Below are 21,158 nucleotides of genomic sequence, written 5' to 3'. Positions count from 1 at the left end.
ATTAACTATAAGGAGTCCTATCACAACAGCGATACCATGTCCAAAATCATTGCCTTTAAAGATGAATCCCGTCGCGCCCTAGAAAGAGGTGTCAACGCCTTGGCCGATGCGGTAAAAATCACCCTCGGTCCGAAAGGACGCAATGTCTTGTTAGAAAAGAAATACGGCGCCCCCCAGATCGTTAATGACGGCATCACCGTCGCCAAAGAAATCGAATTGTCCGATCCCCTCGAAAACACCGGAGCGAGATTAATTCAAGAAGTAGCCTCAAAAACCAAAGATTTAGCGGGAGATGGCACCACTACCGCCACCATCATCGCCCAGGCTTTAATTAAAGAAGGTCTGAAAAACGTTACCGCCGGGGCCAATCCCGTCGCCTTAAGACGCGGACTAGACAAAACCATCGCCTATCTGGTGGAAGAAATCGCCGCCGTCGCTAAACCGATCGCTGGAGATGCGATCGCTCAAGTGGCTACCGTTTCTTCCGGCAACGACGAAGAAGTGGGAAAAATGATCGCCGCCGCCATGGAAAAAGTCACCACCGATGGCGTAATCACCGTGGAAGAATCGAAATCCCTAACCACGGAATTAGAAGTAGTGGAAGGGATGCAGATCGATCGCGGTTATATCTCTCCCTATTTCATCACCGATCAAGAAAGACAGATCGTCGAGTACGACAACCCCCTGATCCTGATTACCGATAAAAAAATCAGTGCGATCGCAGAATTAGTCCCCGTCCTCGAAGCCGTTGCCCGTCAAGGTCGTCCCCTATTAATTATCGCTGAAGATGTGGACGGCGAAGCTTTAGCCACTCTAGTGGTCAACAAGGCCCGGGGAGTCTTAAATGTCGTCGCTATCAAAGCCCCCAGTTTTGGGGAACGTCGCAAGGCGGTTTTACAAGATATCGCCATCCTCACCGGCGGTCGTCTGATTTCCGAAGAAGTGGGCTTAAGTCTTGACACGGTTAGCCTCGATCTGCTAGGGCAAGCGGCAAAAATTACCCTGGAAAAAGACAATACAATTATTGTCGCCTCCGGGGACAGCCGCAATAAGGCCGATGTGCAGAAACGTCTCGCCCAACTGAAAAAACAGTTAGAAGAAACCGATTCCGAATTCGATAAGGAAAAATTACAGGAACGCATCGCTAAATTAGCCGGCGGTGTGGCCGTGATTAAGGTCGGGGCGGCCACAGAAACCGAACTCAAGGATCGCAAACTCCGCATCGAAGATGCCCTCAATGCCACCAAAGCCGCCGTGGAAGAAGGTATCGTCCCGGGCGGTGGTACAACCTTGATTCATCTGGCTTCTAAGGTGAAGGCTTTCAAAGCTTCTCTCACTAACGATGAGGAAAAAGTCGCCGCCGATATCGTCGCTAAAGCCCTAGAAGCCCCCCTGCGTCAGTTAGCTAATAACGCCGGTGTGGAAGGGGATGTGATCGTGGAAGGTGTGCGCGAGACCGCTTTTAGCGTCGGTTACAATGTCCTCACCGGCAAGTACGAAGACTTAATCGCCGCTGGAATTATCGATCCGGCTAAAGTAGTACGGTCAGCCGTTCAAAACGCCGCTTCCATCGCCGGCATGGTCCTAACGACCGAAGCCCTCGTGGTCGAAAAACCCGTTAAAGAAGCCGCAGCCCCCGATATGGGCGGCATGGGCGGCATGGGCGGCATGGGCGGCATGGGCGGCATGGGTGGCATGGGTGGCATGGGTATGATGTAATTCCTGATGCCGTCTGGCCCTTGAAAATAATCTCATTCCATTGAGCCAATCTGTCCCTTTTCTCGTTATCGTCGGCATTAGGGACAGGTTTTTTTTCCCCAGGAAAAACTTTTTCAGCAGAACCTGCTTAATCTATCCTTTGCATTAGTCCAGACACTACACTAGAAAAGAAGGATTATTCCCAGAAATCATGACACTGCTGACGGTTCGATCGCTCAAAAAAGACTTCGGTATCAAGGAAATTCTCAAAGATGCCAGTTTTAGCCTCGATGATCGCGATAAAGTCGGCCTGATCGGTACGAATGGATCGGGAAAATCGACCCTATTGAAAATGATCGCCGGATTAGAAGCGATCGATGGTGGCGAAATTCAAATCAATTCGGGGATGAAAATCGTCTATTTACCCCAGCAACCCGATCTAGACAATGATAAAACGGTTTTAGAGCAGGTTTTCGCCGATAGTGGCGAAAGTATGACTTTAATTAAGGAATACGAGGAATTGTCCGATCGCCTTGTCCATGAGCCAGAAAATCTGGATACTATTATGGAACGTTTGTCAAGGGTTTCGCAACAAATTGATAAACTTGCCGCCTGGGATTTAGAAACCAACGCTAAAGTTATTTTAAGTAAACTGGGTATCGATAATTTTAATGCTCGCGTGGGAGATTTATCGGGGGGATATCGCAAAAGAATCGCCATCGCTACCGCACTTTTAGCCGATCCTGACTGTTTATTGATGGATGAACCCACAAACCATTTAGACGCGCTTTCCGTGGAGTGGTTACAGAGTTATTTGTCCCGTTTTCGGGGAGGATTATTATTAATTACTCACGATCGCTATTTTCTCGATCGAGTGACTAATCGCATCATTGAAATCGATCGGGGAGATTTATCTACTTATTCCGGTAATTATGCCTATTATCTAGAAAAAAAAGCCTTAGCGGAAGAATCGATCGCCAGTAGTCAACGCAAACACGCGGGAGTTTTACGACGGGAATTAGAATGGTTATCCCGGGGACCAAAAGCACGCAGTACCAAACAAAAAGCGCGGATTGATCGCATTCAAGCAATGGGTAATAAGGAATTTAAACAGGTGGAGGGAAAAGTCGATATTGCCACCGCAGGAAGACGCATCGGCAAAAAAGTTATTGAAGTAGAAAAAATCTCGAAAGCTTACGGAGATCGCACTTTAATTAAAGATTTTACCTATATTTTTACCCCCGAAGATCGCATCGGTATTATTGGCAGTAACGGGGTAGGAAAATCTACTCTCATGGATATTATTACCGGGAAAATTCTCCCCGATTCAGGCACAGTTGACATCGGTTCCACTATTCATATTGGTTACTTCGATCAACAATCCGATGATCTCAATATCAACGAAAATCAAAGAGTAATCGAATATCTGAAAAGTGTGGCCGAATTAGTCAAAATCCTAGACGGCAGCGTGATTACCGCTTCCCAGATGTTAGAAAAATTTCTCTTTCCTCCCGATCAACAGTATGCACCAATTTATAAACTTTCTGGAGGGGAAAGAAGACGCTTATTTTTACTACGAGTTTTGATGAGTGCGCCTAATGTTTTAATCTTAGATGAACCCACCAATGATCTCGATGTGCAGACTTTAGCAATTTTAGAAGAATATTTAGAGGACTTTAACGGTTGTGTGATTGTTGTTTCCCATGATCGCTATTTTCTCGATCGAGTAGTTGATACTATTTTTTCCTTTGAAACCGGGGGTAATATCCGTCAATATCCGGGTAATTATTCCCTTTATCTCGATCAGAAAAAAGAGGAGGAGGAACCAAAAGAAAAAAAAGTCACCCCAAAAACTGTTAAAGCTTCTCCCTCACCCGTCAATAAAAAAATCTCTTTTAAAGATAAAAAAGAATACGAAGACATCGAAAAACAAATACCAATTTTAGAAGCAAAAAAAGCTGAAATTGAACAAGTACTTTATGGAGAACCCCTAGAAGATTTTACCAAAATAACCGCTCTAACCGAAGAATTAGCTCAATTGAGTCAAAAAATTGATACTTTAACCGATCGCTGGTTAGAATTAGCAGAAAAATTAGGCTAGGATAATCCCTATTTTCCCGATCGATTTAGTCAAAACTGAGTGATAATTTCTGGTGAATCATCCTCATCCATGACCAGATCTACCGACTCCACCCGCAAGAGTGCCAAATTATCGTTAACCACCCCTTGAAGATAGATTTCCCCCATCCCTTCACCCCCCAGATCGATCGAGCCAAAAACTTGACCGGTTTTTGTATTAAAATTAAACTGAAAATAATTAGCTGAGGAAATTCCCTCGCTGACATTATCGTATTTAGCGATCTCTTGACCACTGTTATCATAAAAAGATACCTGAAAATCTTCTAAAACTTGCATTTTTCCCGAACCTTTTTCCGAAAAGATAGTCGGGGCCGTTTTTTCATCATAACTAAAAGAACCTTTAGCTGTATAACCCTGATTTCCCAACCATTGAAAATCGATCGTCACCGCTAAAACTCCTTGGCTATTCATGTTAGCAACTAAAAGCCAAGCTAGTAAAGTCAATATCATCTTTTTCATTAGTCGGTTATTTGGCTCTCTTATTCTTTGTGTGATAATTTTAACTTATATAGTAGCGATCGGTCTTTGTGTCCTCTGTGTCTGGAGTGGTTCATTACACTCACTGCCCCAATACTGTATCTTAGAATACATTTTACCCACCAAACCTAAGAGAGCCATTATTTCAGTTATCAGTGATCAATGACTACAACCAGTCTTCCGGGGAATTTCTATAAGGGACTCTTTCTATCCCTATAAACCTTAAGAAAACTTCAATTACATGGGTACAAAAAAAGGAAACCCAAATGATCTTTTGTGGGAGGGAACTTCCGTTTGCTGATATTACCCTATTTTAAGACAAAAATCGTCAAAAACCGCCATAACGTTCCTCTAACCAGGGATCACCTCGTCGATGGTAGCCATTAAGTTCCCAGAAACCCAATTGCTCTCGATCGAGAAATTCTAAGCCATTAATCCATTTAGAACTTTTCCAAGCGTAGAGATGGGGGACAACTAAACGCAGCGGACCACCGTGGTCGGGGGGTAAAGGTTGACCAAACAGTTGAAAAGCGAAAAAATTATCCTCGTGCAGGAATTCCTCTAGGGTGAGGTTAGTGGTATAACCACCATAACAGTGTTGCATGACGTGGGTAGCCTCCGGCAACAGGTCAATTAAGGTGATAAAATCCGATACCTTAATTCCCGTCCAAGTCACATCTAATTTTGACCAACGGGTGACACAGTGAAAATCCTTAGTAAATTCCCACTGCGGTAGGGCCATAAAATCCGACCAGTTAAAAATTTTAGTCGTGGCCACCTTTCCCCAAACCTTGAATAACCATTCCTCGGTCTTGATTTGGGGAGTATCTCCGTAGGTAAGCACAGGAAAACCACTAGCGAGATATTGGCCCGGAGGAACTCGGTCTTGATCGGGAGATTCTGGTTTTTTAAAAAATTTGCCTAACATTAGTTGAGACTCACAACGAAAACCCTAAACAAATCTTAAAATATTAGGGAGCGAAAAGGTTTTCTATACCTCACTCCCCACCATCAAGTCATTAAACCGTCCTAATTTTTCGGGTAACTGAAGACCGATAGGAATATTATTCCTCGTCTCCCCCTTCTTCTTCCTCTTTAGTGGGATAGACAAAGCTGTTAGAACGACCAGAAAGAACAGATTTACCCAAAGATAAGGCTTTTTGCGCTTCCCGAGCCGCTTGCTTTCTCCAGTGCGCTCTCCGTTGGTCGCGCTTGGCATTTGAGGTTTTCTTCTTGGGACAAGCCATAGTATTTTAACGATAGTTATAGACTCACAACCTTTCTATTCTACTCCCTATTTCCCTAATCGGCTCGCCAACTTGTCTTTATCCCCTACTCACTACTGCCCAAAATATTGATAAAACTTAATAATTATCATTGGCTTACCTATTTATGTTTAAAATCCTATATAGCTATGTAGTCAAGTAATTTCCATCATGGTCACTACCGTCGAACCTCCCTCCCAGAAAAAAGCTGTTCTGCGCGAAACTATCCTCACCCCTCGTTTTTATACCACCGATTTTGAGGCTGCCGCTAATTTTGACCTTTCTGAGCAAGAAACCGAAATCAAAGCGATGTTAGAGGAGATGCGGACCGATTATAACCGGCATCACTTTGAACGTCAGCAAGAATTTGAGAACTATCAAGACAATCTCGATGAAAAAACGAGAAATGCCTTTATAGATTACCTAGAACGCTCCTGTATCTCCGAATTTTCTGGCTTTTTGTTATTTAAGGAACTGTCACGACAACTCAAAAGCCGTAATCCCTTGTTAGGAGAGATATTTCATCTTATGGCTAGAGATGAGGCGCGTCATGCAGGATTTCTCAATAAAGCCATGGCTGACTTTAATATTTCCCTCGATTTAGCCAAAATTACCAAAACCCGTACCTACACCTTTTTCCCCCTGGAATGGGTGTTATATACGGTCTATCTCTCCGAAAAAATCGGTTATTGGCGTTATATCCTCATTTATCGTCATTTAGAAGAACATCCCCAGTATAAATTTAATCCTCTCTTTAATTACTTCGAGAGTTGGTGTCAGGACGAAAATCGCCACGGAGATATCTTTAAAACCTTACTGCGAGCTAAACCACAATTGTGGAATAATTGGCGATCGAGATTATGGAGTCGTTTTTTTCTGCTTTCCGTCTTTGCTACCCATAGTTTAACTGTACGCGAACGCTCAGACTTTTATGATGCTTTGGGAATAGATGCGATCGCTTTTGATCAAGAGGTAATTCGTCAGACTAATAATACCTCCGCTCGCGCTTTTCCCACCATTTTAAATGTGGACCATCCCCAATTTTTTCCCCGTTTAAACCGTTGTGCCGAACGTAATTTACAATTAAAAGCGATCGATGAAAGTAGCGCTCCTCAATGGCTAAAAACAGTCCGTAAGTTACCCTTACAGTTAGGTATCGTCGGGGATCTATTGCGATTGTATCTGATTAAACCCATAGATGCAGAGGCCACCAGAGAAATGGTACTTTAATCAGTTATCAGTTATCAGTTCACAGCAAAAAACTCCCCAATTTCCAATTCATAATTCATAATTCATAATTCCCACACCCCACACCCTACACCCCACACCCCACACCCCACACCCACGAAAAACTTTTTCAGCAGACCCTAAGTAGTCCTGCCAAATTAATTTCCTCAGCCTTGACGAGAAATTCTGTAAACTTCGATCAAAAGCTGCGTAAATTCTGTATTTTCTCTGTAAGTCTTAGATATAGCTTTTAGAATTGTGATCATAGCACTAGGCTAATTCAGATTAATTAAACTTCCCCCTCACTCCCGACTTTGTTAGTATCATGAAACCTAACTCTGGCCGTAAACGGTTATTATCCCTGATATCTGCTGTTTCTTGTAGTTCCCTCTTGATTTTATCTCCTCTAGCCCAGAGAGCGCAAGCAGACGATATTACGGATGCCTTAGAAGCGGTAATTGAATATACGGCTCAATTACACCAGATCAATTTCAAGTATTTGTTAAGCGATGGCCCGATAACCACTCCCTGCGGCGTAATTTCCCTAGCGGCTTTCTGCACTGTAGATAATACAGTTTACGTCAATCTCCAGCAAGTTACTCGCATTAGTGATAATCCCCTATTTCCCCTTTACGCCGTCGCTCACGAGGCTGCTCACGCTGTTCAGTGGAATCGGGGTATCGGTGGCATCGATGAAGGTGGAATGAGCATCGGCATTGAATTACAGGCCGATTGTCTAGCGGGAGATACCCTTTCCTGGTTATTTACCGAAGCAAGAAGTTTATCCAAACAGGATTATATAATAGCGGGAAAACTTCTGGCGGAAGCGGCCTCGGAAGTGGGCGATTTTGAAGCTCCCAATCGCTCCCACGGCACACCGCAACAGCGAGGTGATTCGGTTCTACAAGGATTCTACGGGGAAAATCATCAAGCCTGTATGCGTTAGCTAACACTCAAGGCTGTATTTCCCCTAGAATGCCTTAAAAAGTTTAAAAAACTACTGTAACCCTAACCAAGATAGCAGACCTTGGCCAGTGAGATACTCGATCAACAGGGTGATCACAAAACCAATCATAGCAGCCCTACCGTTGAGGCGCTCGGCATAGTCATTAAAACCAAATTTGGGATCTTCTAATTTGGGGGTTTGAGTCGGTTGTGGTTCAGTCATGATCTTTACAGGCGGTTTACATTTCTTTACTATTCTAGCGGAGTTAGAAGTTAGGTTGTAACTAATTTCTAACTCCTCTCTATTTGCCCTAATCTCGACCGTTAAGAGCGATTAAAAGGCGCAGAATAAAGATAAATAGGTTGATATAAGTCAAATACATCGATAAAGCAGCACTGAGATACTGTTCATCTCTGTAGGTACGGGGCAAGATGTAAAAGTCCACCACTGCGGAGCCTGCAAACAGGAAAACCCCGATGCCAGAAATAGCGATTTCTAACCAGGTGGGAGTACCGCCACCAAAGATAGAGAAAATTAGCTGACCAATGAGAACAATAAAGAGAGCGAGAATACCGATGCTCACGGTTTGAGTCAGCGCCAAACCATCTTTTTCCGACAGATTCGAGCCGATATTCCGTCCCAAGACAAAAGCGATGCCGCAACCGAGGGCAGCAATTGCCACTCCTCGCAAACCGACACCAGAAGTACCTAAGGCCACATAGACGATTCCACTGAGAGTATAGCCAGAAAGAAGGCTATAGAGAGTCAGGAGGGGCAGAGCAGTGCTTTTATTGCCGCTTTCCGCACTACTACGCGCGACAAAAAATAAAATAATCTCAGCAATCAGAGCGACAAAGAAAGTCGGGAAGAAAATCTGGGGATAGGATTGGATCACACCTAAACCGCCATAGGTTCCCACCGCAGTCAAAATTAGACCGCCACCGAGATAGGGCAGGGCCTTGGGGATAACATTGGGGCCGATAAGTGCTTGGCTTTTAGCCTCGCGTAAAGCTTGGCGAAAATTACTGGTATTACTCATGGTGACTAGGTTCGAGATACTTGTCTCAATCAATCTTGTTAAACAGAAACTATTCTTGATTAGTTCGTCAAGAATGGCGAATCGGAAGGAAGAAAAAAAGGTAAATTCTTCTCCCCGGCATCGATTCCCTCTTGATTGTAACGAAAAGACTAGGAATCGAGCTAAGTAGGTAGGTATTAAAAATTGTCAGATACCCTCCTTATCAAGGCGGGATCGGCACCCCCCTTATCAAGGGGGGATTAAGGGGGGATCGAACCGAAAATCTATTTTCACCCCTCTTGACGGATCAAGTTACCGTAAACCGAAGCCCAATTCAAGGCGATTATGTCCTATAAACTGGATATTTCCTGTTTTTATTAATTACAATCTTCAGAGTATCCCCTGACCTAAAGCCAAACCTGTCACCAACATTCCTAACACTAGAAAAGGCTGGGCGCTGGCTTGATATTTGACATCATTTTTGAGCGGATCCCGCAGAAAATACATATCTTGGAAAGTGATCTGAGGGATAATTAATAACAGTAAAATAGCGGCATAAAGATTCTGATGAATACTAATCAGATAACCCGCAATTCCTGCTTGAAAAACATCGATCATAATCACGCAAATCCAAGCCGAGGTTGTAATTCCAAACATAACTGGCAAGGATTTTAAGCCTAATTTTTCGTCACCTTCCACACTTTTAAAGTCGTTAACTACAGCAATGCCTAACCCCGCTAGACTATAGATGAGGGTTAGGATCATAATTGTCCCATTTAACTGACCAAAAAGGGCGTGACCTGCCCACCAAGGTAATGCTATATAACTAGCACCGAGGGCATAATTTCCTAGCCAACCATTTTGTTTTAATTTTAAAGGTGGTGCTGAATAAATATAGGCAATAAAAGAACCAAATAGGGTCAAACAGAGCATGATCGGGAAATCATGACCGGCCCAGCGATCAAGAAGATAAGATATTCCTAACCCAGCTGCTAATAAAACCAAAATCTGGCCGACCACTTGCGGAATAGAAATTGCCCCCGAAGGAATCGGACGATAGGGTTCATTAATTGCATCGATTTCTCGATCGTAAAAATCATTTAAAGTTTGGGTATAACCAGTCATCAACGGACCGGAAAGTAACATACAGGTGGCCGCTTTTAAGACATCTTCTAAAGACCAAGTATAATTCCCCGATGAAGCAGCCCCACAGACAACCCCCCAAATCAAGGGAATCCAAGTGATCGGCTTCATCAATTGTAAGCGGATTTTCCAGAGGGAGGTTTCTGCCGATGAGGCCCCTTTCATGCCCAATAATTGGCGAGTTTTGGCCGCTCGATTATCCTTGTTTTCTATCTCGGTGTTTGACATAATCCCTTAAAAAGAAATAATTAAGTAACCGTCTTGGAATTTTGCCCCTTTTACCCCTCGTCCGGTCAGAGGCGGTGGTACATCAATATTACGCCGTTGATCCCCGGCTTCGATGGTTAATTCTGGACCCGATTGCGTCAGTTTTACCTGTTTTTTCTCGAATCCGGGTAAATAAACCTTGACCTGACCAGCTGCCGGATCGATTATTAACGGTTTGGGCGGCTGCACCGTGAGAAAATTGGGTAACTCGGCGATTAACTCCTGCCAATCTTCTCCTTGACGGTCGGGTAAAATCGCCGCCGGCAGCGGGGCAAAATCCTCCGTAGCACTCTGACAGCGATTAAAAATCACTCCCCCCACATTTAAACCGATTTGCTGCGCCGCACCCCAAAGATATTTGGCATCTGCGATCGCAATTGGCTCATCATTGGTGACTAGATAGGCTAAAACTCGCCGAGGATCGGCTAAAGCGGAACGTCCCTCGTCTAAAATGTTATTATCGGCCTTCTTCCCTAAACCGTCGGGATTAAAGGAGAAATTCAGCACGGCAGCGGCAATCGGTTGGAAAAAGGGAGAAAGGGTGCGACCGATCTCAGAATCGCTGAAAACCTGCCGAAAACGCCGTAAATACCAGCCACCTACCTCTGGAATCGCCAACATTCTCAGACTGTTGATATCTCCGCTGCCGTCGTAGATGATGACATCGTAATTTCCGCTTTTATCCTGTTCCCGCAGGAAATTTAAAGCTAGAGCTTGATCCATTCCGGGTAAAATACCCAACTCTTGACCATAAACGTTTTTCAAGGTGGGAGAACGCAAATACTGCTTTTCCAGTTCCTTGACTTCTTCCCAACTTTTTTCTAGTAATTGTGTACTACTAAGCTGGATAACCGAGAGATTGGGGGCAATTTCCGTAATGGAGGAGCTAGGGGAGGCCTTGAGGAGTAATCCCCAAGCAGGACCGGAATCTTGACCGATCAAGAGAACTTTTGACCCCAGACCAGCCATTTTCTTCGCCGAAGCGATCGCTATTGTACTGCGACCGCTGCCCCCCTTGCCCAAAAAGGTCAAAATTAAGGACATAGTTAATTCCTAAGCGTTGTATTTAGATGAGTTTGAGTTCATCCTCAAAAAACCAAGTAGCGGTCTTATCATCGAACTGGACAACAGCACCAACACCGCTGCCATCGGTCATCTTAAAGTTTTTGATGACACCCACTTTACCCAATTTACCCGCTACATCCGAGTTAACGCGGTCTCTTAAGCGACAGACCTTGACTTTTTGCCCGATTTCCATTACTTCCACAGTTTTAATAAGACGATAATTCAATAAACCAATCCTAAGTTTAATATAAATTCGTGTAAAATAAACCCCCCAATGCTCTTCAGTTATCGGTCTTTCTCAGATCATCTGCACTTAGCGATCATATATACTAGCAAAAAGGTTTTATTTGGTTTCTGGGGCAGGATTTTGCAGATTTTCTAGTTGTTCTCTTTGCTTGCGTTTAAACTCCTCAGCCGCTTCGTTGATATTATTGAGGGTATCTTCCTGAAATTCCGATCCGTCCCGGCTACGGCGAAAATTACTATTATGAATCAAGTCTAAAGGATTAAAACCACCGAGATCATCCCTGCCATCGGAACTACGTTCATTTTTTTGATAATCCGGCTGACTGGGGTTCAAGCTTTGAGCTAACACTTGCGGACCAAAATCAGCCCCGACTAATAAAATAGTAGCTAGGAATAAAGACGATTTGAGCAACATTTTTTGAGTATTCATAATCTAACTCCTCAGAAAATTAAGTGGGTAGGTGTTAAAAGTTGTCAGGCACCCCCCTTATCAAGGGGGGCAGGGGGGATCAGAGGCAAAATCTATCTTCAATTTAATTATAACTACTTACTTGTCTAGTTTTTGGTTGTGAGAAAGTTACCAGCTTTTCAGTTATCAGTAAACTAATAACTAATAACTGATAACTGATAACTGATGACTGATAACTGATTTAAGCAAAACGACGACGAAGTAAGGGCTGAATTGCTAAAAGGATTAGCAGATCAAAAGCGAAGAGCAGGGCTAAAACTGTCAAGAAATTGAGGTCAAGCCAAGGGGTTTGTAAGACTATGCTATCAAAAGACCAGTGCTGATTGAAATAAATATAACGGATCGGTTCGATCGCATAGGTGAGAGGGTTGAGACTAGCGATTACTTTTAACCAATCTGCCATAAAGTTTAAGGGTGCGAGGGCGGTACTGGCAAATAAAAGCGGTAAATTGGTGACGAAAATGACGGCGATTAATTCGATATGTCCGGGGAGAGCAAAGGTTAAACTGAGACTTAAGGCTGTCATCCCCAAAACGATTAGGAAAACAATCAAAGCGATCGCACCTAATCCAGCTAAACTGGGCAATCCTGCTCCTAAAAAGGCACTAGCGGCCACGATCGAGGCGGTTTGGATGAAACTGAGGGCGATAATATAGATGGTAGAAGCGGCCACGATCGAGTAACGAGTGGTTAAAGGTGCTACCAAAAGACGGTTAAGAAAGCCAAATTCTCGATCGAACATTACCGGCAAACCGGCATTTAAGGCCCCGGAAAAAGCGGTAAAGACAATCACCCCGGGGGCGAGAAATTTAGCATAACTGAGATCGTTGCCGAATAGACCCTGGGGAGCATTATAAAACAATGCCCCGAATAAAATCAGCCACATAAAGGGCTGAATTACCCCCGCGATTAGGGTTGAAGGACGACGTTGTAATTGGATAAATAGACGTTTAGTCATGGCCAGAGTTTCTTGCAGAAATTCCCCTAGCACATTTCCCCCATCGTCCACCGTTGCTGCTCTAGTGGGATTGGGGGCTAAACTAGCTTTTAAGGAAGAAGGTGTGATGGTTTGGCTCATGAAATATTTACCTCTAATGCAGTCTTAACGAGTAATTTAGATAGTCAACAGTTTATCAGTGATCAGATGGCTCTCTTGGGGTTCCGGTGAGGGGCAAATCCTCTCGAAGAAAAGGCTTACACTCTACCACTTCTCCAATATACAAGGGGCGTAAGCCCTGGAGGAAAAGAATGTAAAGATTTATTAAATTGTAATTTTTAATACAACGCGGGGGGGGGAGTGTGTAGGCTCTGTAATGTTCTGTTTGCTTGTCATTGTTTTGGGTTGCCCGATCGCTTAACCCAAATCGAAATGTCAGGCGATCAAATCATCTACTATTAACCCTTTTCTTTTCATGAAAATAAAACAACTCTGCTTTGTCTCTGGAGTTGCCCTGGCGACTCTGGCAACGGCTGGTGCGGCACAGGCTGCTTTGGTGGTCGTACCCCCCGGCTTGAATCCGGGCGACCAGTTTCGCTTGGTGTTTGTCACTTCTGGCACACGGGATGCAACAAGCTCCAACATCAACGACTACAATACCTTTGTTACCAACCAGGTCACAGGAAGCGCTCTTGCTACGGAATTAACAAATGCAGGATTTAACCTGGGTACTATCACTTGGAAGGCGATCGGTTCTACTCCAACAGTCGCTGCTCGTGATAATACGGGTACTAATCCATCGAGTACGGGTGTTCCGATCTATCTCATAGATGGCAACCGAGTCGCCAATAATAATGCCGATCTCTGGGATGGCAGCATCCAAACCCCTATCAATCGCACTCAATCTGACACCGTTCTTAATGATCGTGTTTGGACGGGAACCAACAACTCGGGACTCCCTGAATTCAACCCATTATTTCCCCCGGGTCAATTTTCTTTGGGAGGGGCTAATCCATTTAGTTCCATAACCAATGGTCAGTCAAATTCAACTTCATTGTGGGTTGACGACAAAGTAACCTTTGGTAAAAACGCCCCTCTTCCTCTGTATAGCATCTCCTCCGTGCTGACAGTTCCGGCTCCAGCAGTCAGTGTCCCCGAACCCTCTAGCCTTCTTGGTTTTATCACCCTGGGCGGCTTAATGCTAGGGAGTGCTGTTAGCAAAGCGAGAAAATAATGTTACAAGGGAGAGGAGACGCAGGTTTCCTCTCTCTTTTTTTTGGGGGGGGGTTTTGATACCTTGGAGAAGTCAGAGCCTACATTTCATCGGGGTTTATTCCAAGCGCTCTGAGCCTTTCAGCCAGCCGGAGGGCTTTTTGTTCAGCCTCTTGTTTAGCCAAGCGTTCTTGATTGGCAATTTGCCGTTCTTGAGCAGCGATCGCCTCTGCGTTCATCGCTCTTTCCTCAGCCGTTAGATAGCGATTTCCCGACTGGTCATACCAGTATAACCATTCCCGATACCAAGCAATATGTTCTCCTTTTTCGTAACCCAGAGCCAAGCCAATTTCAGGCAACCAAACTCGATTATTCTCACTTTCTAGAAGTTGATATTTGCCTGAGATTAATTTATATACCTCTAATCTTTGTCGGTTTTTAAATCTTCCCCTTCTGCCACTGAAAGGATTGTATATTGCATAATACAGAATCCCCAGGCTTTGATAATTTAGAAATTTTTCCTCATACTCACTATTATACTTCTCGGAAATTACCTCTAAAAACCAAATCGGCAATATATACTTTTCTCCCCACAAAACATAGCTTAACCGACCTCTTTCTCCTGTATCATGGTTGACTCCAACCGCTAAGAAACCATCGGGGACAAAAGCTGGTTCGTCTGGATTATAATAGACAGCCATATCTACCCCAAAATACCAATCATCTCGACCAGACCAAATTAAGGCTAATAAACTTAGCAGCAGATTGGGAATATCATTCTGTAACTGATTGTCCACTGGAGTTTCATCGGAAGAGGGCAATTCTTCGGCACTGGGAAGAGGGCGATTTTTGTTATAGGTGAGGTTAACCATAGCTCCTGCAAGCGTGGTGTTTAATTACTGCCAATTCTAACAGAAAATTACGGTTTTATATTTCGTTGTTTTTGTGCGATTTCTCAAAGCACTTGCTCAAGACTAGGCTCAAGGCTTTCTTTAATGTCATCAACCTGATTAATTTCTTGGTTAGGAGAGGCACTCAGGCAAGAGGCAAAGGGGAGAATAAATCAGGGGTGCTGTCCCCAAAGCTGGAAAATAATGTCTCAGGGAGAGGAGACACAGGTTTCCTCTCTCTTTTTTTGGGGGGTTTCATGGGAAGATCGGGAAAGAGCTATGGTGCAATCCCGATCACAATGAAACGAGACTCGATATTTTACCGGCTTTTTCAACAATCCCCCTCCCTTCTCTTCGATTTACTCGAAAACCCACCTGCTAATGCCACCGAATACCGCTTTGACTCCGTAGCCGTCAAAGAACCCAAATTCGAGATCGATGGCGTATTCCTGCCACCTGATAATGATAGTAACGGGGTGATCTATTTTTGCGAAGTGCAATTTCAAAAAGACGAACGACTCTATGAACGGGTTTTCGGCGAATCATTTTTGTATTTTTACCGTCAGCGAGAACGATTTACCGATTGGCAAATTGTTGTCATCTATCCCACCCGTAGCCTAGAACAAAGTAACACCCATCCCTACCGAGCGCTCCTCAATTGTCCTCAGGTGCATCGAATTTATCTGAAAGAATTAGGGGAAATTCAGCAGTTACCCCTAGGGGTTGCCTTGATGGTACTCACCACTGTGGAAGAAACCCAAGCACCAGAAAAAGCCCGCTATTTACTGGCACGAACCCAAGAGCAAATTGCAGATACAGAAGCCAGTCGCGCCATAATAGAAATGATTGCCACAATTATGGTCTATAAATTTACTAACTTGAGTCGGCAGGAGGTGGAAGCAATGCTAGGACTACAATTGGCAGATACAAGGGTATATCGTGAAGCCAAGGAAGAAGGACGACTGGAAGGACGACTGGAAGGACGACTGGAAGGACGACTGGAAGGACAACTGGAAGGACGACTGGAAGGACGACTGGAAGGGGAATCTGCCCTGATTTTGCGTCTGTTGCAACGTCGCTTTGGTGCAGTGGATGAGGTGTTGGCTGCCCGAATTCAGGCTTTAGAAATCGAGCAATTAGAGTCCTTGGCTGAGGCTTTGTTGGATTTTACAACCTTAAACGACCTAGTGCTTTGGCTAAATCGCTATGGTCTATAAATTTACTAACTTGAGTCGGCAGGAGGTTGACGCGATGCTAGGACTACAATTGGCAGATACAAGGGTATATCGTGAAGCCAAGGAAGAAGGACGACTGGAAGGACGACTGGAAGGACGACTTGAAGGAGAATCCGCCCTGATTTTGCGCCTGTTGCAACGTCGTTTTGGTGCGGTGGATGAGGTGTTAACTGCCCAGATTCAGGCTCTAGAAATCGAGCAATTAGAGTCCTTGGCTGAGGCTTTGTTGGATTTTACAACCTTAAACGACCTAGTGCTTTGGCTAAATCGCCCCTCGCAACCGCTTAACTAAACTTAGTCAAACCTAAGCCACCTGAAAGGGTGAGTTGGGAAATTTTGATGGCCAAATATCCATCCCTGACGATGGGTGACAAGGGCAATTCTTGTCAGAGGGCAGATAAAAGTTTATGCGGATGGCGAGACTCGAACTCGCAAGGCGTAAGCCACACGCCCCTCAAACGTGCGTGTCTACCAGTTCCACCACATCCGCTTGATTTTAGCTTAACCACTATAGCACAGAAAAAAAATAATCTGCAAGCAAATTTTAAAAATTACTGCCGCACAACCTTCGCGCCACCTGAGTTAGTACGGATAAACCTTTTAGGGAACCTTGAATCAAATGGAAGGCCGGGACAGGACGGATTAACATTTGTCGAGCTAGGGGCAATGGTCGCAGCTGACCTTGATTATCAATTGCCGGGGCTAAATCGGGTAAATCCTGCGTCACCTCGTCGCTAATCACGCGCACAATTGCCACTTTTTGCCCCCGTAAAGCCGCTAAAATCCTTGCTCCTTCCATATCGACCACTTCATAGCCCCCTTGTCCTAAACGTCGTTTTTCCTCGGATCGGCTAATCAGGCGATCGCTGGTTAAACCTTTAACAAGACTATATCCGGTTAATTGGGCGATTTCTGCGGTTATTTCTGGTTCGCACTGCCAATAATTCCCCTTTTCTAGGCCACAACCTTGATAGATTACCCCATCTCCGACTCGATAGCGATCGCTGAGACTGCCCGCTAATCCCATCAGCACAATTTTTCCTGTGAGCTTATTAAGAAATTCTAGAGATAGCTTAGAGACTGGGGAACTGTCGAGGAATTCTGGAGCGCCAAGGTTAATCGGGATAATTTGCGGGGCTAAATCGCCGATTGTCCTTAATCCTCGACGGATTGAGCTATGCTCGGCCCCCCGGGGAACGAGAATAATATCTTCAGGTGTGAGCATGAAATTTTTGAGAAAGTTTCCTAATTAGTCCAGTGAGATGTTATAAACAATAATAGTGAACTAATTAGGAATAATTCTTAAGTAAATAGCCCTGCCACTGACTGGGCGATTGTCTTTCTCACCATGAAAAAGTCTGTCATTCTGCGTTTATCCGAGGTTAACAAGCGTTTTCCCGCTTCTCCTACTCTAGCTGTCGATAATATCAGTTTTAGTTTAACAGAGGGCGAAATTCTCGGATTATTGGGTCCGTCGGGCTGCGGTAAAACCACTCTACTGCGGATGATTGCGGGATTTGAAAAACCATCTCAAGGAGTGATTGAATTGGGAGGGCGAATAGTTGCCGACGAAAAAACCTTTATTCCCCCGGAAAAACGCAATACGGGCATGGTTTTTCAGGATTACGCTCTTTTTCCCCATTTAACCATCGCTGACAATATCGCCTTTGGGTTAAAAAATTCTGGGGAGAAATTATCGAGCAAAGCTATTAACGCCAGGGTGGCGGAAACTTTGGATTTAGTCGGACTGCAAGGACTAGAAAAACGTTATCCCCATCAGCTATCGGGAGGACAACAGCAACGAGTCGCCCTCGCCCGCGCTTTAGCCCCAAAACCCTCTTTAATCCTCTTAGATGAACCTTTAAGTAATCTCGATGTGCAGGTACGGCAACGGTTACGGCACGAGATCCGTCATATCCTCAAAGCGACCGGCATCTCGGCCATTTTTGTCACCCACGACCGGGAGGAAGCAATGGTGATCAGTGACACAATTGCGGTCATTTGTCAAGGAAAATTAGAACAAATTAACAATCCCGAAGCAATTTATAGTCATCCGGCCTCGCGATTCGTGGCCGAGTTTGTCACCCAAGCTAACTTTCTCCCCGCTAGACGGAAGGGGGAACAATGGCAAACCGAGATAGGAGTCTGGGAAATTGCCGATGGTCAAGATTTGGACAAAGGGGAATTGATGCTGAGAGAGGAAGATGTCAAAATTAAACCGGATGAGACGGGAGAGCTGGTTATTTGCGATCGCCAATTTTTGGGGCGGGAATACCGTTATTGTCTGCTAACGGCCACCGGCAGCCAAATCCACGCTAGAACAACGATTAACACCCAATTAGACATCGGTACAAAGGTAAAACTATCGATTATTCCCGATAGCGTCCGTGTATTTGCCGACTGATAAATCACATCTGACCCCTGACTCCTGAATTCCCATCGGTCTCTCCAGCTAATATTGATATCGATCGCGATTGAGGACTAGGGTGGCATTTTTAGCGACAAAATCGATAATTTTTTTAGCCACATCCACACCGGTGGCTGCTTCTATTCCTTCCAAACCGGGAGAGGAATTCACCTCGATAACCACAGGCCCGTGATTAGACCGCAATAGGTCCACACCCGCAACCCGTAAACCCATGGCTTTAGTGGCCCGTATAGCCGTACTGCGTTCCTCTGGGGTTAATTTTATCTTTTCTGCTTTGCCACCGCGGTGAAGATTAGAACGAAAATCCCCTTCGGCCCCCTGTCGCTTCATCGAGGCTACCACTTTTCCATCGATGACAAAACAGCGCAGATCTGCCCCACTGGCCTCTTTAATATACTCTTGTACTAGAATATTAGCCTCTAGTTGCCGAAAAGCTTCAATAACTGACTTGGCTGCTTGGTCTGTTTCCGCTAAGACTACCCCAATACCTTGAGTTCCCTCTAATAATTTAATCACCAGAGGGGTGCCGCCGACGGTTTCGATTAAACCATCGATATCTTGAGTTGCGTGAGCAATTCCCGTCACCGGTAAACCTATCCCTTCCCGAGCGAGGATTTGCAGACAACGCAATTTATCCCGCGACCGAGAAATTGCTTGCGAGTCGTTGGCAGTAAAAACATTCATCACCTCGAATTGTCGGACGACTGCGGTTCCATAGAAGGTTTTTGAGGCGGCAATACGGGGAATAATTGCGTCGAAACTCTCCAAGGGTTTACCGTTATAGACAACCGTGGGTTTATGGGAGGTGATGTTCATGTAACAGCGCAAATAATTGATCACTCGTACCTCATGGCCTTGAGCTTCTCCCGCTTCTTTCAGTCGCTTGGTGGAATAAAGAGAAGCGTCTTGCGATAAAATAGCGATTTTCATAAATTTTCGCTTAAATATTGCTTTTACAACTGAATAGCTCCTTATTTCCCCATATTGACTTTTTTTGCTGGCAACTCATAAAATTTCTGTTCTCGATCGAAGTCCATCGATCATTATGGCGCTGACAGTTCCCCTTGAACAGTTAAGTTAAATGAAAGGTAAAAAAGATCAAGCTTAAGACTAGATTTATTTTTGTCGTCAGGCTCAGTTTAAGTTATAGTTTTAAGTACCTAAGCAAAATTAACTACACATTTCGATAAAGCTTTTGCCTTTTGCCTATCCTAACCAAGAAATTAATTTTACACGACTACTTAAGTATTTAATTGACGAACAAAGACTAGAGAAGGAGCAAAGGGAAAAAATGTCAATTAATCAATACAATTTTGTTACGGTTTTGCTACTAGGGATGATCGATCGTTTAGAATGATAAGGTGATCAAAGATAATAATTATGACTTTACTAGCGAAATCTTTAGAGGAACTGACGGACTGGGTAAAAGACCAGGGACAACCCGCTTATCGGGGGAAACAATTACACCAATGGCTATACGAAAAAGGGGTGCATTCTTTGGCGGATATTTCCGTATTTCCCCAAGAGTGGCGCAGCAAGATGGCAGACTATCCTATCGGTCGTTCCCTCATAAATTATCGCAGTGTAGCACCCGATCGCACCCGTAAATATCTGCTAAAACTGGCGGATGGTTTAATTATCGAAGCGGTGGGAATTCCCAGTGAAAAAAGATTGACAGTCTGTGTTTCTTCGCAAGTGGGCTGCCCGATGGCCTGTGATTTTTGTGCCACGGGAAAAGGGGGTTTTACTCGTAATTTAAAAGCACATGAAATCGTTGACCAAGTGTTAACAGTACAGGAGGATTTTCAACAGCGAGTTAGTCATGTGGTGTTTATGGGGATGGGGGAACCTTTATTAAATATTCCCGAAGTGGTGACAGCGATTCATTGCCTTAATAAAGATATGGGTATCGGTCAGCGTTGTTTAACTATTTCGACGGTGGGATTACCCCATAAAATCAAGCAACTAGCGGCACATAATTTGCAAGTAACTTTTGCTGTTAGTCTTCATGCTTCTAATCAACAAGTTCGAGCTAAATTAATCCCCAGTGCCGACCATTATCCCCTAACTAATCTGATCCAAGACTGTCAGGAATATGTTCAAATCACGGGACGAAGGGTGACATTTGAATACATTCTTTTAGCGGGAGTGAATGATTTACCCGAACACGCAGGGGAATTAGCCAAACTGGTGAAAGGTTTTCAATCCCACGTCAATCTCATCCCCTATAATCCTATTCAAGAGGTGGATTATCAACGGCCTGATGAAAAAAGAATTAAGGCTTTTAAAACTATTTTAGAACAGGAAAAAGTCGCCGTTACTGTCCGTTATTCCAGAGGTTTAGCGACCGATGCGGCCTGTGGACAATTGCGAGCGAGCATCATGGTCAAATAAACTTGATTTGTTCACTACTCTATCATCAGTTTTCTCTGTTATAATTAGAGTAACAGAGGAGTGTTGGTTGTGTTGTTTGTTAATAATTGTAAAATTTAATCA

At 44.3% G+C, this 21,158-nt stretch carries 22 protein-coding genes, 1 tRNA gene and 2 pseudogenes; 11 read left to right on the top strand and 14 right to left on the bottom strand.

Going from position 1 to position 21,158, the window contains the following annotated elements:
* Positions 1-36 precede the first annotated feature (36 nt).
* Both groL and IM473_RS10625 read left to right on the top strand, forming a co-directional pair.
* Positions 37-1,719 (top strand): chaperonin GroEL, encoded by a 1,683-nt coding sequence (gene groL / locus IM473_RS10630; RefSeq protein WP_287657741.1) that lies wholly within the window; start codon positions 37-39, stop codon positions 1,717-1,719.
* 190 nt (positions 1,720-1,909) lie between these two features.
* Entirely contained in the window at positions 1,910-3,799 is a 1,890-nt protein-coding gene (locus IM473_RS10625; protein WP_287657740.1) for an ABC-F family ATP-binding cassette domain-containing protein, read from the top strand.
* Between the two features lie 29 nt (positions 3,800-3,828).
* Here the strand turns inward: IM473_RS10625 and IM473_RS10620 are convergent, their stop codons facing one another.
* Positions 3,829-4,296, bottom strand: coding sequence for a hypothetical protein (locus IM473_RS10620; protein WP_287657738.1), 468 nt, complete (start codon positions 4,294-4,296; stop codon positions 3,829-3,831).
* Positions 4,297-4,311: 15 nt separating this feature from the next.
* On the opposite strand from IM473_RS10620, the pseudogene IM473_RS22555 reads away from it, so the two are divergent.
* A pseudogene (locus IM473_RS22555) lies at positions 4,312-4,380 on the top strand (type II toxin-antitoxin system VapB family antitoxin); the annotation flags it as partial.
* 262 nt (positions 4,381-4,642) lie between these two features.
* Here the strand turns inward: IM473_RS22555 and IM473_RS10615 are convergent.
* Both IM473_RS10615 and rpmF read right to left on the bottom strand, forming a co-directional pair.
* Positions 4,643-5,242 (bottom strand): sulfite oxidase-like oxidoreductase, encoded by a 600-nt coding sequence (locus IM473_RS10615; RefSeq protein ID WP_002737593.1) that lies wholly within the window; start codon positions 5,240-5,242, stop codon positions 4,643-4,645.
* 136 nt (positions 5,243-5,378) lie between these two features.
* On the bottom strand, positions 5,379-5,561 hold the full coding sequence (gene rpmF / locus IM473_RS10610) for a 50S ribosomal protein L32 (RefSeq protein ID WP_002737202.1): 183 nt from the start codon (positions 5,559-5,561) through the stop codon (positions 5,379-5,381).
* 189 nt (positions 5,562-5,750) lie between these two features.
* On the opposite strand from rpmF, the gene acsF reads away from it, so the two are divergent.
* Together acsF and IM473_RS10600 are read left to right on the top strand one after the other, a co-directional pair.
* Positions 5,751-6,809: a magnesium-protoporphyrin IX monomethyl ester (oxidative) cyclase gene (gene acsF, locus IM473_RS10605; protein WP_287657736.1), complete on the top strand. Its 1,059-nt coding sequence runs from the start codon at positions 5,751-5,753 to the stop codon at positions 6,807-6,809.
* Positions 6,810-7,131: 322 nt separating this feature from the next.
* Positions 7,132-7,752 (top strand): neutral zinc metallopeptidase, encoded by a 621-nt coding sequence (locus IM473_RS10600; RefSeq protein ID WP_287657734.1) that lies wholly within the window; start codon positions 7,132-7,134, stop codon positions 7,750-7,752.
* Positions 7,753-7,803: 51 nt separating this feature from the next.
* Here IM473_RS10600 and IM473_RS10595 read toward each other — a convergent pair whose 3' ends face one another.
* The 7 genes from IM473_RS10595 to IM473_RS10565 all read right to left on the bottom strand — a co-directional run bounded on the left by IM473_RS10595 (position 7,804) and on the right by IM473_RS10565 (position 13,038).
* Entirely contained in the window at positions 7,804-7,974 is a 171-nt protein-coding gene (locus IM473_RS10595; RefSeq protein WP_002742489.1) for a CAB/ELIP/HLIP family chlorophyll-binding protein, read from the bottom strand.
* Between the two features lie 88 nt (positions 7,975-8,062).
* A complete protein-coding gene (locus IM473_RS10590) occupies positions 8,063-8,791 on the bottom strand; it encodes a Bax inhibitor-1/YccA family protein (protein WP_103111925.1) in 729 nt (242 codons plus the stop codon).
* Between the two features lie 369 nt (positions 8,792-9,160).
* Positions 9,161-10,141: a chlorophyll synthase ChlG gene (gene chlG, locus IM473_RS10585; protein WP_287657733.1), complete on the bottom strand. Its 981-nt coding sequence runs from the start codon at positions 10,139-10,141 to the stop codon at positions 9,161-9,163.
* Positions 10,142-10,147: 6 nt separating this feature from the next.
* The gene (locus tag IM473_RS10580; protein WP_287657732.1) at positions 10,148-11,224 is read right to left on the bottom strand and encodes a Get3/ArsA fold putative tail anchor-mediating ATPase NosAFP; all 1,077 of its coding nucleotides are present in this window, start codon (positions 11,222-11,224) and stop codon (positions 10,148-10,150) included.
* Positions 11,225-11,246: 22 nt separating this feature from the next.
* Positions 11,247-11,438 (bottom strand): cytochrome b6f subunit PetP, encoded by a 192-nt coding sequence (gene petP / locus IM473_RS10575; protein ID WP_002742483.1) that lies wholly within the window; start codon positions 11,436-11,438, stop codon positions 11,247-11,249.
* A 150-nt stretch (positions 11,439-11,588) separates the two neighbouring features.
* Positions 11,589-11,921, bottom strand: coding sequence for a hypothetical protein (locus IM473_RS10570; RefSeq protein ID WP_287657731.1), 333 nt, complete (start codon positions 11,919-11,921; stop codon positions 11,589-11,591).
* 220 nt (positions 11,922-12,141) lie between these two features.
* Positions 12,142-13,038 carry an ABC transporter permease gene (locus IM473_RS10565; protein ID WP_287657730.1) on the bottom strand — a complete coding sequence of 299 codons (897 nt, stop codon included), beginning with the start codon at positions 13,036-13,038 and terminating at the stop codon, positions 12,142-12,144.
* Between the two features lie 334 nt (positions 13,039-13,372).
* Here IM473_RS10565 and IM473_RS10560 point away from each other — a divergent pair, with 334 nt between their 5' ends.
* A complete protein-coding gene (locus IM473_RS10560) occupies positions 13,373-14,131 on the top strand; it encodes a PEP-CTERM sorting domain-containing protein (RefSeq protein WP_287657729.1) in 759 nt (252 codons plus the stop codon).
* A gap of 79 nt (positions 14,132-14,210) precedes the next feature.
* Here IM473_RS10560 and IM473_RS10555 read toward each other — a convergent pair whose 3' ends face one another.
* Positions 14,211-14,981: a Uma2 family endonuclease gene (locus tag IM473_RS10555; protein WP_287657727.1), complete on the bottom strand. Its 771-nt coding sequence runs from the start codon at positions 14,979-14,981 to the stop codon at positions 14,211-14,213.
* A gap of 317 nt (positions 14,982-15,298) precedes the next feature.
* On the opposite strand from IM473_RS10555, the gene IM473_RS10550 reads away from it, so the two are divergent.
* Both IM473_RS10550 and IM473_RS10545 read left to right on the top strand, forming a co-directional pair.
* Positions 15,299-16,216, top strand: a complete 918-nt coding sequence (locus tag IM473_RS10550) for an Rpn family recombination-promoting nuclease/putative transposase (protein WP_287657726.1) — start codon at positions 15,299-15,301, stop codon at positions 16,214-16,216.
* Positions 16,206-16,526 (top strand): annotated as a pseudogene (locus IM473_RS10545) (DUF4351 domain-containing protein); the annotation flags it as partial. The gene IM473_RS10550 and the pseudogene IM473_RS10545, both read left to right, overlap by 11 nt.
* Before the next feature lie 116 nt (positions 16,527-16,642).
* Here the strand turns inward: IM473_RS10545 and IM473_RS10540 are convergent.
* Positions 16,643-16,724, bottom strand: a tRNA-Leu gene (locus IM473_RS10540).
* 54 nt (positions 16,725-16,778) lie between these two features.
* Positions 16,779-17,459, bottom strand: coding sequence for a nucleoside phosphorylase-I family protein (locus IM473_RS10535; RefSeq protein ID WP_287657724.1), 681 nt, complete (start codon positions 17,457-17,459; stop codon positions 16,779-16,781).
* Positions 17,460-17,582: 123 nt separating this feature from the next.
* On the opposite strand from IM473_RS10535, the gene IM473_RS10530 reads away from it, so the two are divergent.
* Positions 17,583-18,638 carry an ABC transporter ATP-binding protein gene (locus IM473_RS10530; protein ID WP_287657723.1) on the top strand — a complete coding sequence of 352 codons (1,056 nt, stop codon included), beginning with the start codon at positions 17,583-17,585 and terminating at the stop codon, positions 18,636-18,638.
* Between the two features lie 48 nt (positions 18,639-18,686).
* On the opposite strand, the gene rimK is transcribed toward IM473_RS10530, so the two are convergent.
* Positions 18,687-19,592 (bottom strand): 30S ribosomal protein S6--L-glutamate ligase, encoded by a 906-nt coding sequence (rimK, locus tag IM473_RS10525; RefSeq protein ID WP_002776181.1) that lies wholly within the window; start codon positions 19,590-19,592, stop codon positions 18,687-18,689.
* Positions 19,593-19,857: 265 nt separating this feature from the next.
* Between rimK and IM473_RS10520 the strand changes: the two genes are divergently transcribed.
* Positions 19,858-20,019 (top strand): hypothetical protein, encoded by a 162-nt coding sequence (locus IM473_RS10520; RefSeq protein ID WP_287657721.1) that lies wholly within the window; start codon positions 19,858-19,860, stop codon positions 20,017-20,019.
* Positions 20,020-20,042: 23 nt separating this feature from the next.
* The gene (gene rlmN / locus IM473_RS10515) at positions 20,043-21,056 is read left to right on the top strand and encodes a dual-specificity RNA methyltransferase RlmN (RefSeq protein ID WP_287657720.1); all 1,014 of its coding nucleotides are present in this window, start codon (positions 20,043-20,045) and stop codon (positions 21,054-21,056) included.
* Positions 21,057-21,158: the final 102 nt, after the last annotated feature.

Source organism: Microcystis sp. M015S2 (assembly GCF_020245945.1).
GTDB lineage: Bacteria > Cyanobacteriota > Cyanobacteriia > Cyanobacteriales > Microcystaceae > Microcystis.
This window is presented reverse-complemented; position numbering and strand designations above follow the sequence as displayed.

Coding starts and splice junctions, on each gene's coding strand:
- groL (WP_287657741.1), top strand. CDS start 37: ATGTCCAAAATCATTGCCTTTAAAGATGAATCCCGTCGCGCCCTAGAA.
- IM473_RS10625 (WP_287657740.1), top strand. CDS start 1,910: ATGACACTGCTGACGGTTCGATCGCTCAAAAAAGACTTCGGTATCAAG.
- IM473_RS10620 (WP_287657738.1), bottom strand. CDS start 4,296: ATGAAAAAGATGATATTGACTTTACTAGCTTGGCTTTTAGTTGCTAAC.
- IM473_RS10615 (WP_002737593.1), bottom strand. CDS start 5,242: ATGTTAGGCAAATTTTTTAAAAAACCAGAATCTCCCGATCAAGACCGA.
- rpmF (WP_002737202.1), bottom strand. CDS start 5,561: ATGGCTTGTCCCAAGAAGAAAACCTCAAATGCCAAGCGCGACCAACGG.
- acsF (WP_287657736.1), top strand. CDS start 5,751: ATGGTCACTACCGTCGAACCTCCCTCCCAGAAAAAAGCTGTTCTGCGC.
- IM473_RS10600 (WP_287657734.1), top strand. CDS start 7,132: ATGAAACCTAACTCTGGCCGTAAACGGTTATTATCCCTGATATCTGCT.
- IM473_RS10595 (WP_002742489.1), bottom strand. CDS start 7,974: ATGACTGAACCACAACCGACTCAAACCCCCAAATTAGAAGATCCCAAA.
- IM473_RS10590 (WP_103111925.1), bottom strand. CDS start 8,791: ATGAGTAATACCAGTAATTTTCGCCAAGCTTTACGCGAGGCTAAAAGC.
- chlG (WP_287657733.1), bottom strand. CDS start 10,141: ATGTCAAACACCGAGATAGAAAACAAGGATAATCGAGCGGCCAAAACT.
- IM473_RS10580 (WP_287657732.1), bottom strand. CDS start 11,224: ATGTCCTTAATTTTGACCTTTTTGGGCAAGGGGGGCAGCGGTCGCAGT.
- petP (WP_002742483.1), bottom strand. CDS start 11,438: ATGGAAATCGGGCAAAAAGTCAAGGTCTGTCGCTTAAGAGACCGCGTT.
- IM473_RS10570 (WP_287657731.1), bottom strand. CDS start 11,921: ATGAATACTCAAAAAATGTTGCTCAAATCGTCTTTATTCCTAGCTACT.
- IM473_RS10565 (WP_287657730.1), bottom strand. CDS start 13,038: ATGAGCCAAACCATCACACCTTCTTCCTTAAAAGCTAGTTTAGCCCCC.
- IM473_RS10560 (WP_287657729.1), top strand. CDS start 13,373: ATGAAAATAAAACAACTCTGCTTTGTCTCTGGAGTTGCCCTGGCGACT.
- IM473_RS10555 (WP_287657727.1), bottom strand. CDS start 14,981: ATGGTTAACCTCACCTATAACAAAAATCGCCCTCTTCCCAGTGCCGAA.
- IM473_RS10550 (WP_287657726.1), top strand. CDS start 15,299: ATGAAACGAGACTCGATATTTTACCGGCTTTTTCAACAATCCCCCTCC.
- IM473_RS10535 (WP_287657724.1), bottom strand. CDS start 17,459: ATGCTCACACCTGAAGATATTATTCTCGTTCCCCGGGGGGCCGAGCAT.
- IM473_RS10530 (WP_287657723.1), top strand. CDS start 17,583: ATGAAAAAGTCTGTCATTCTGCGTTTATCCGAGGTTAACAAGCGTTTT.
- rimK (WP_002776181.1), bottom strand. CDS start 19,592: ATGAAAATCGCTATTTTATCGCAAGACGCTTCTCTTTATTCCACCAAG.
- rlmN (WP_287657720.1), top strand. CDS start 20,043: ATGACTTTACTAGCGAAATCTTTAGAGGAACTGACGGACTGGGTAAAA.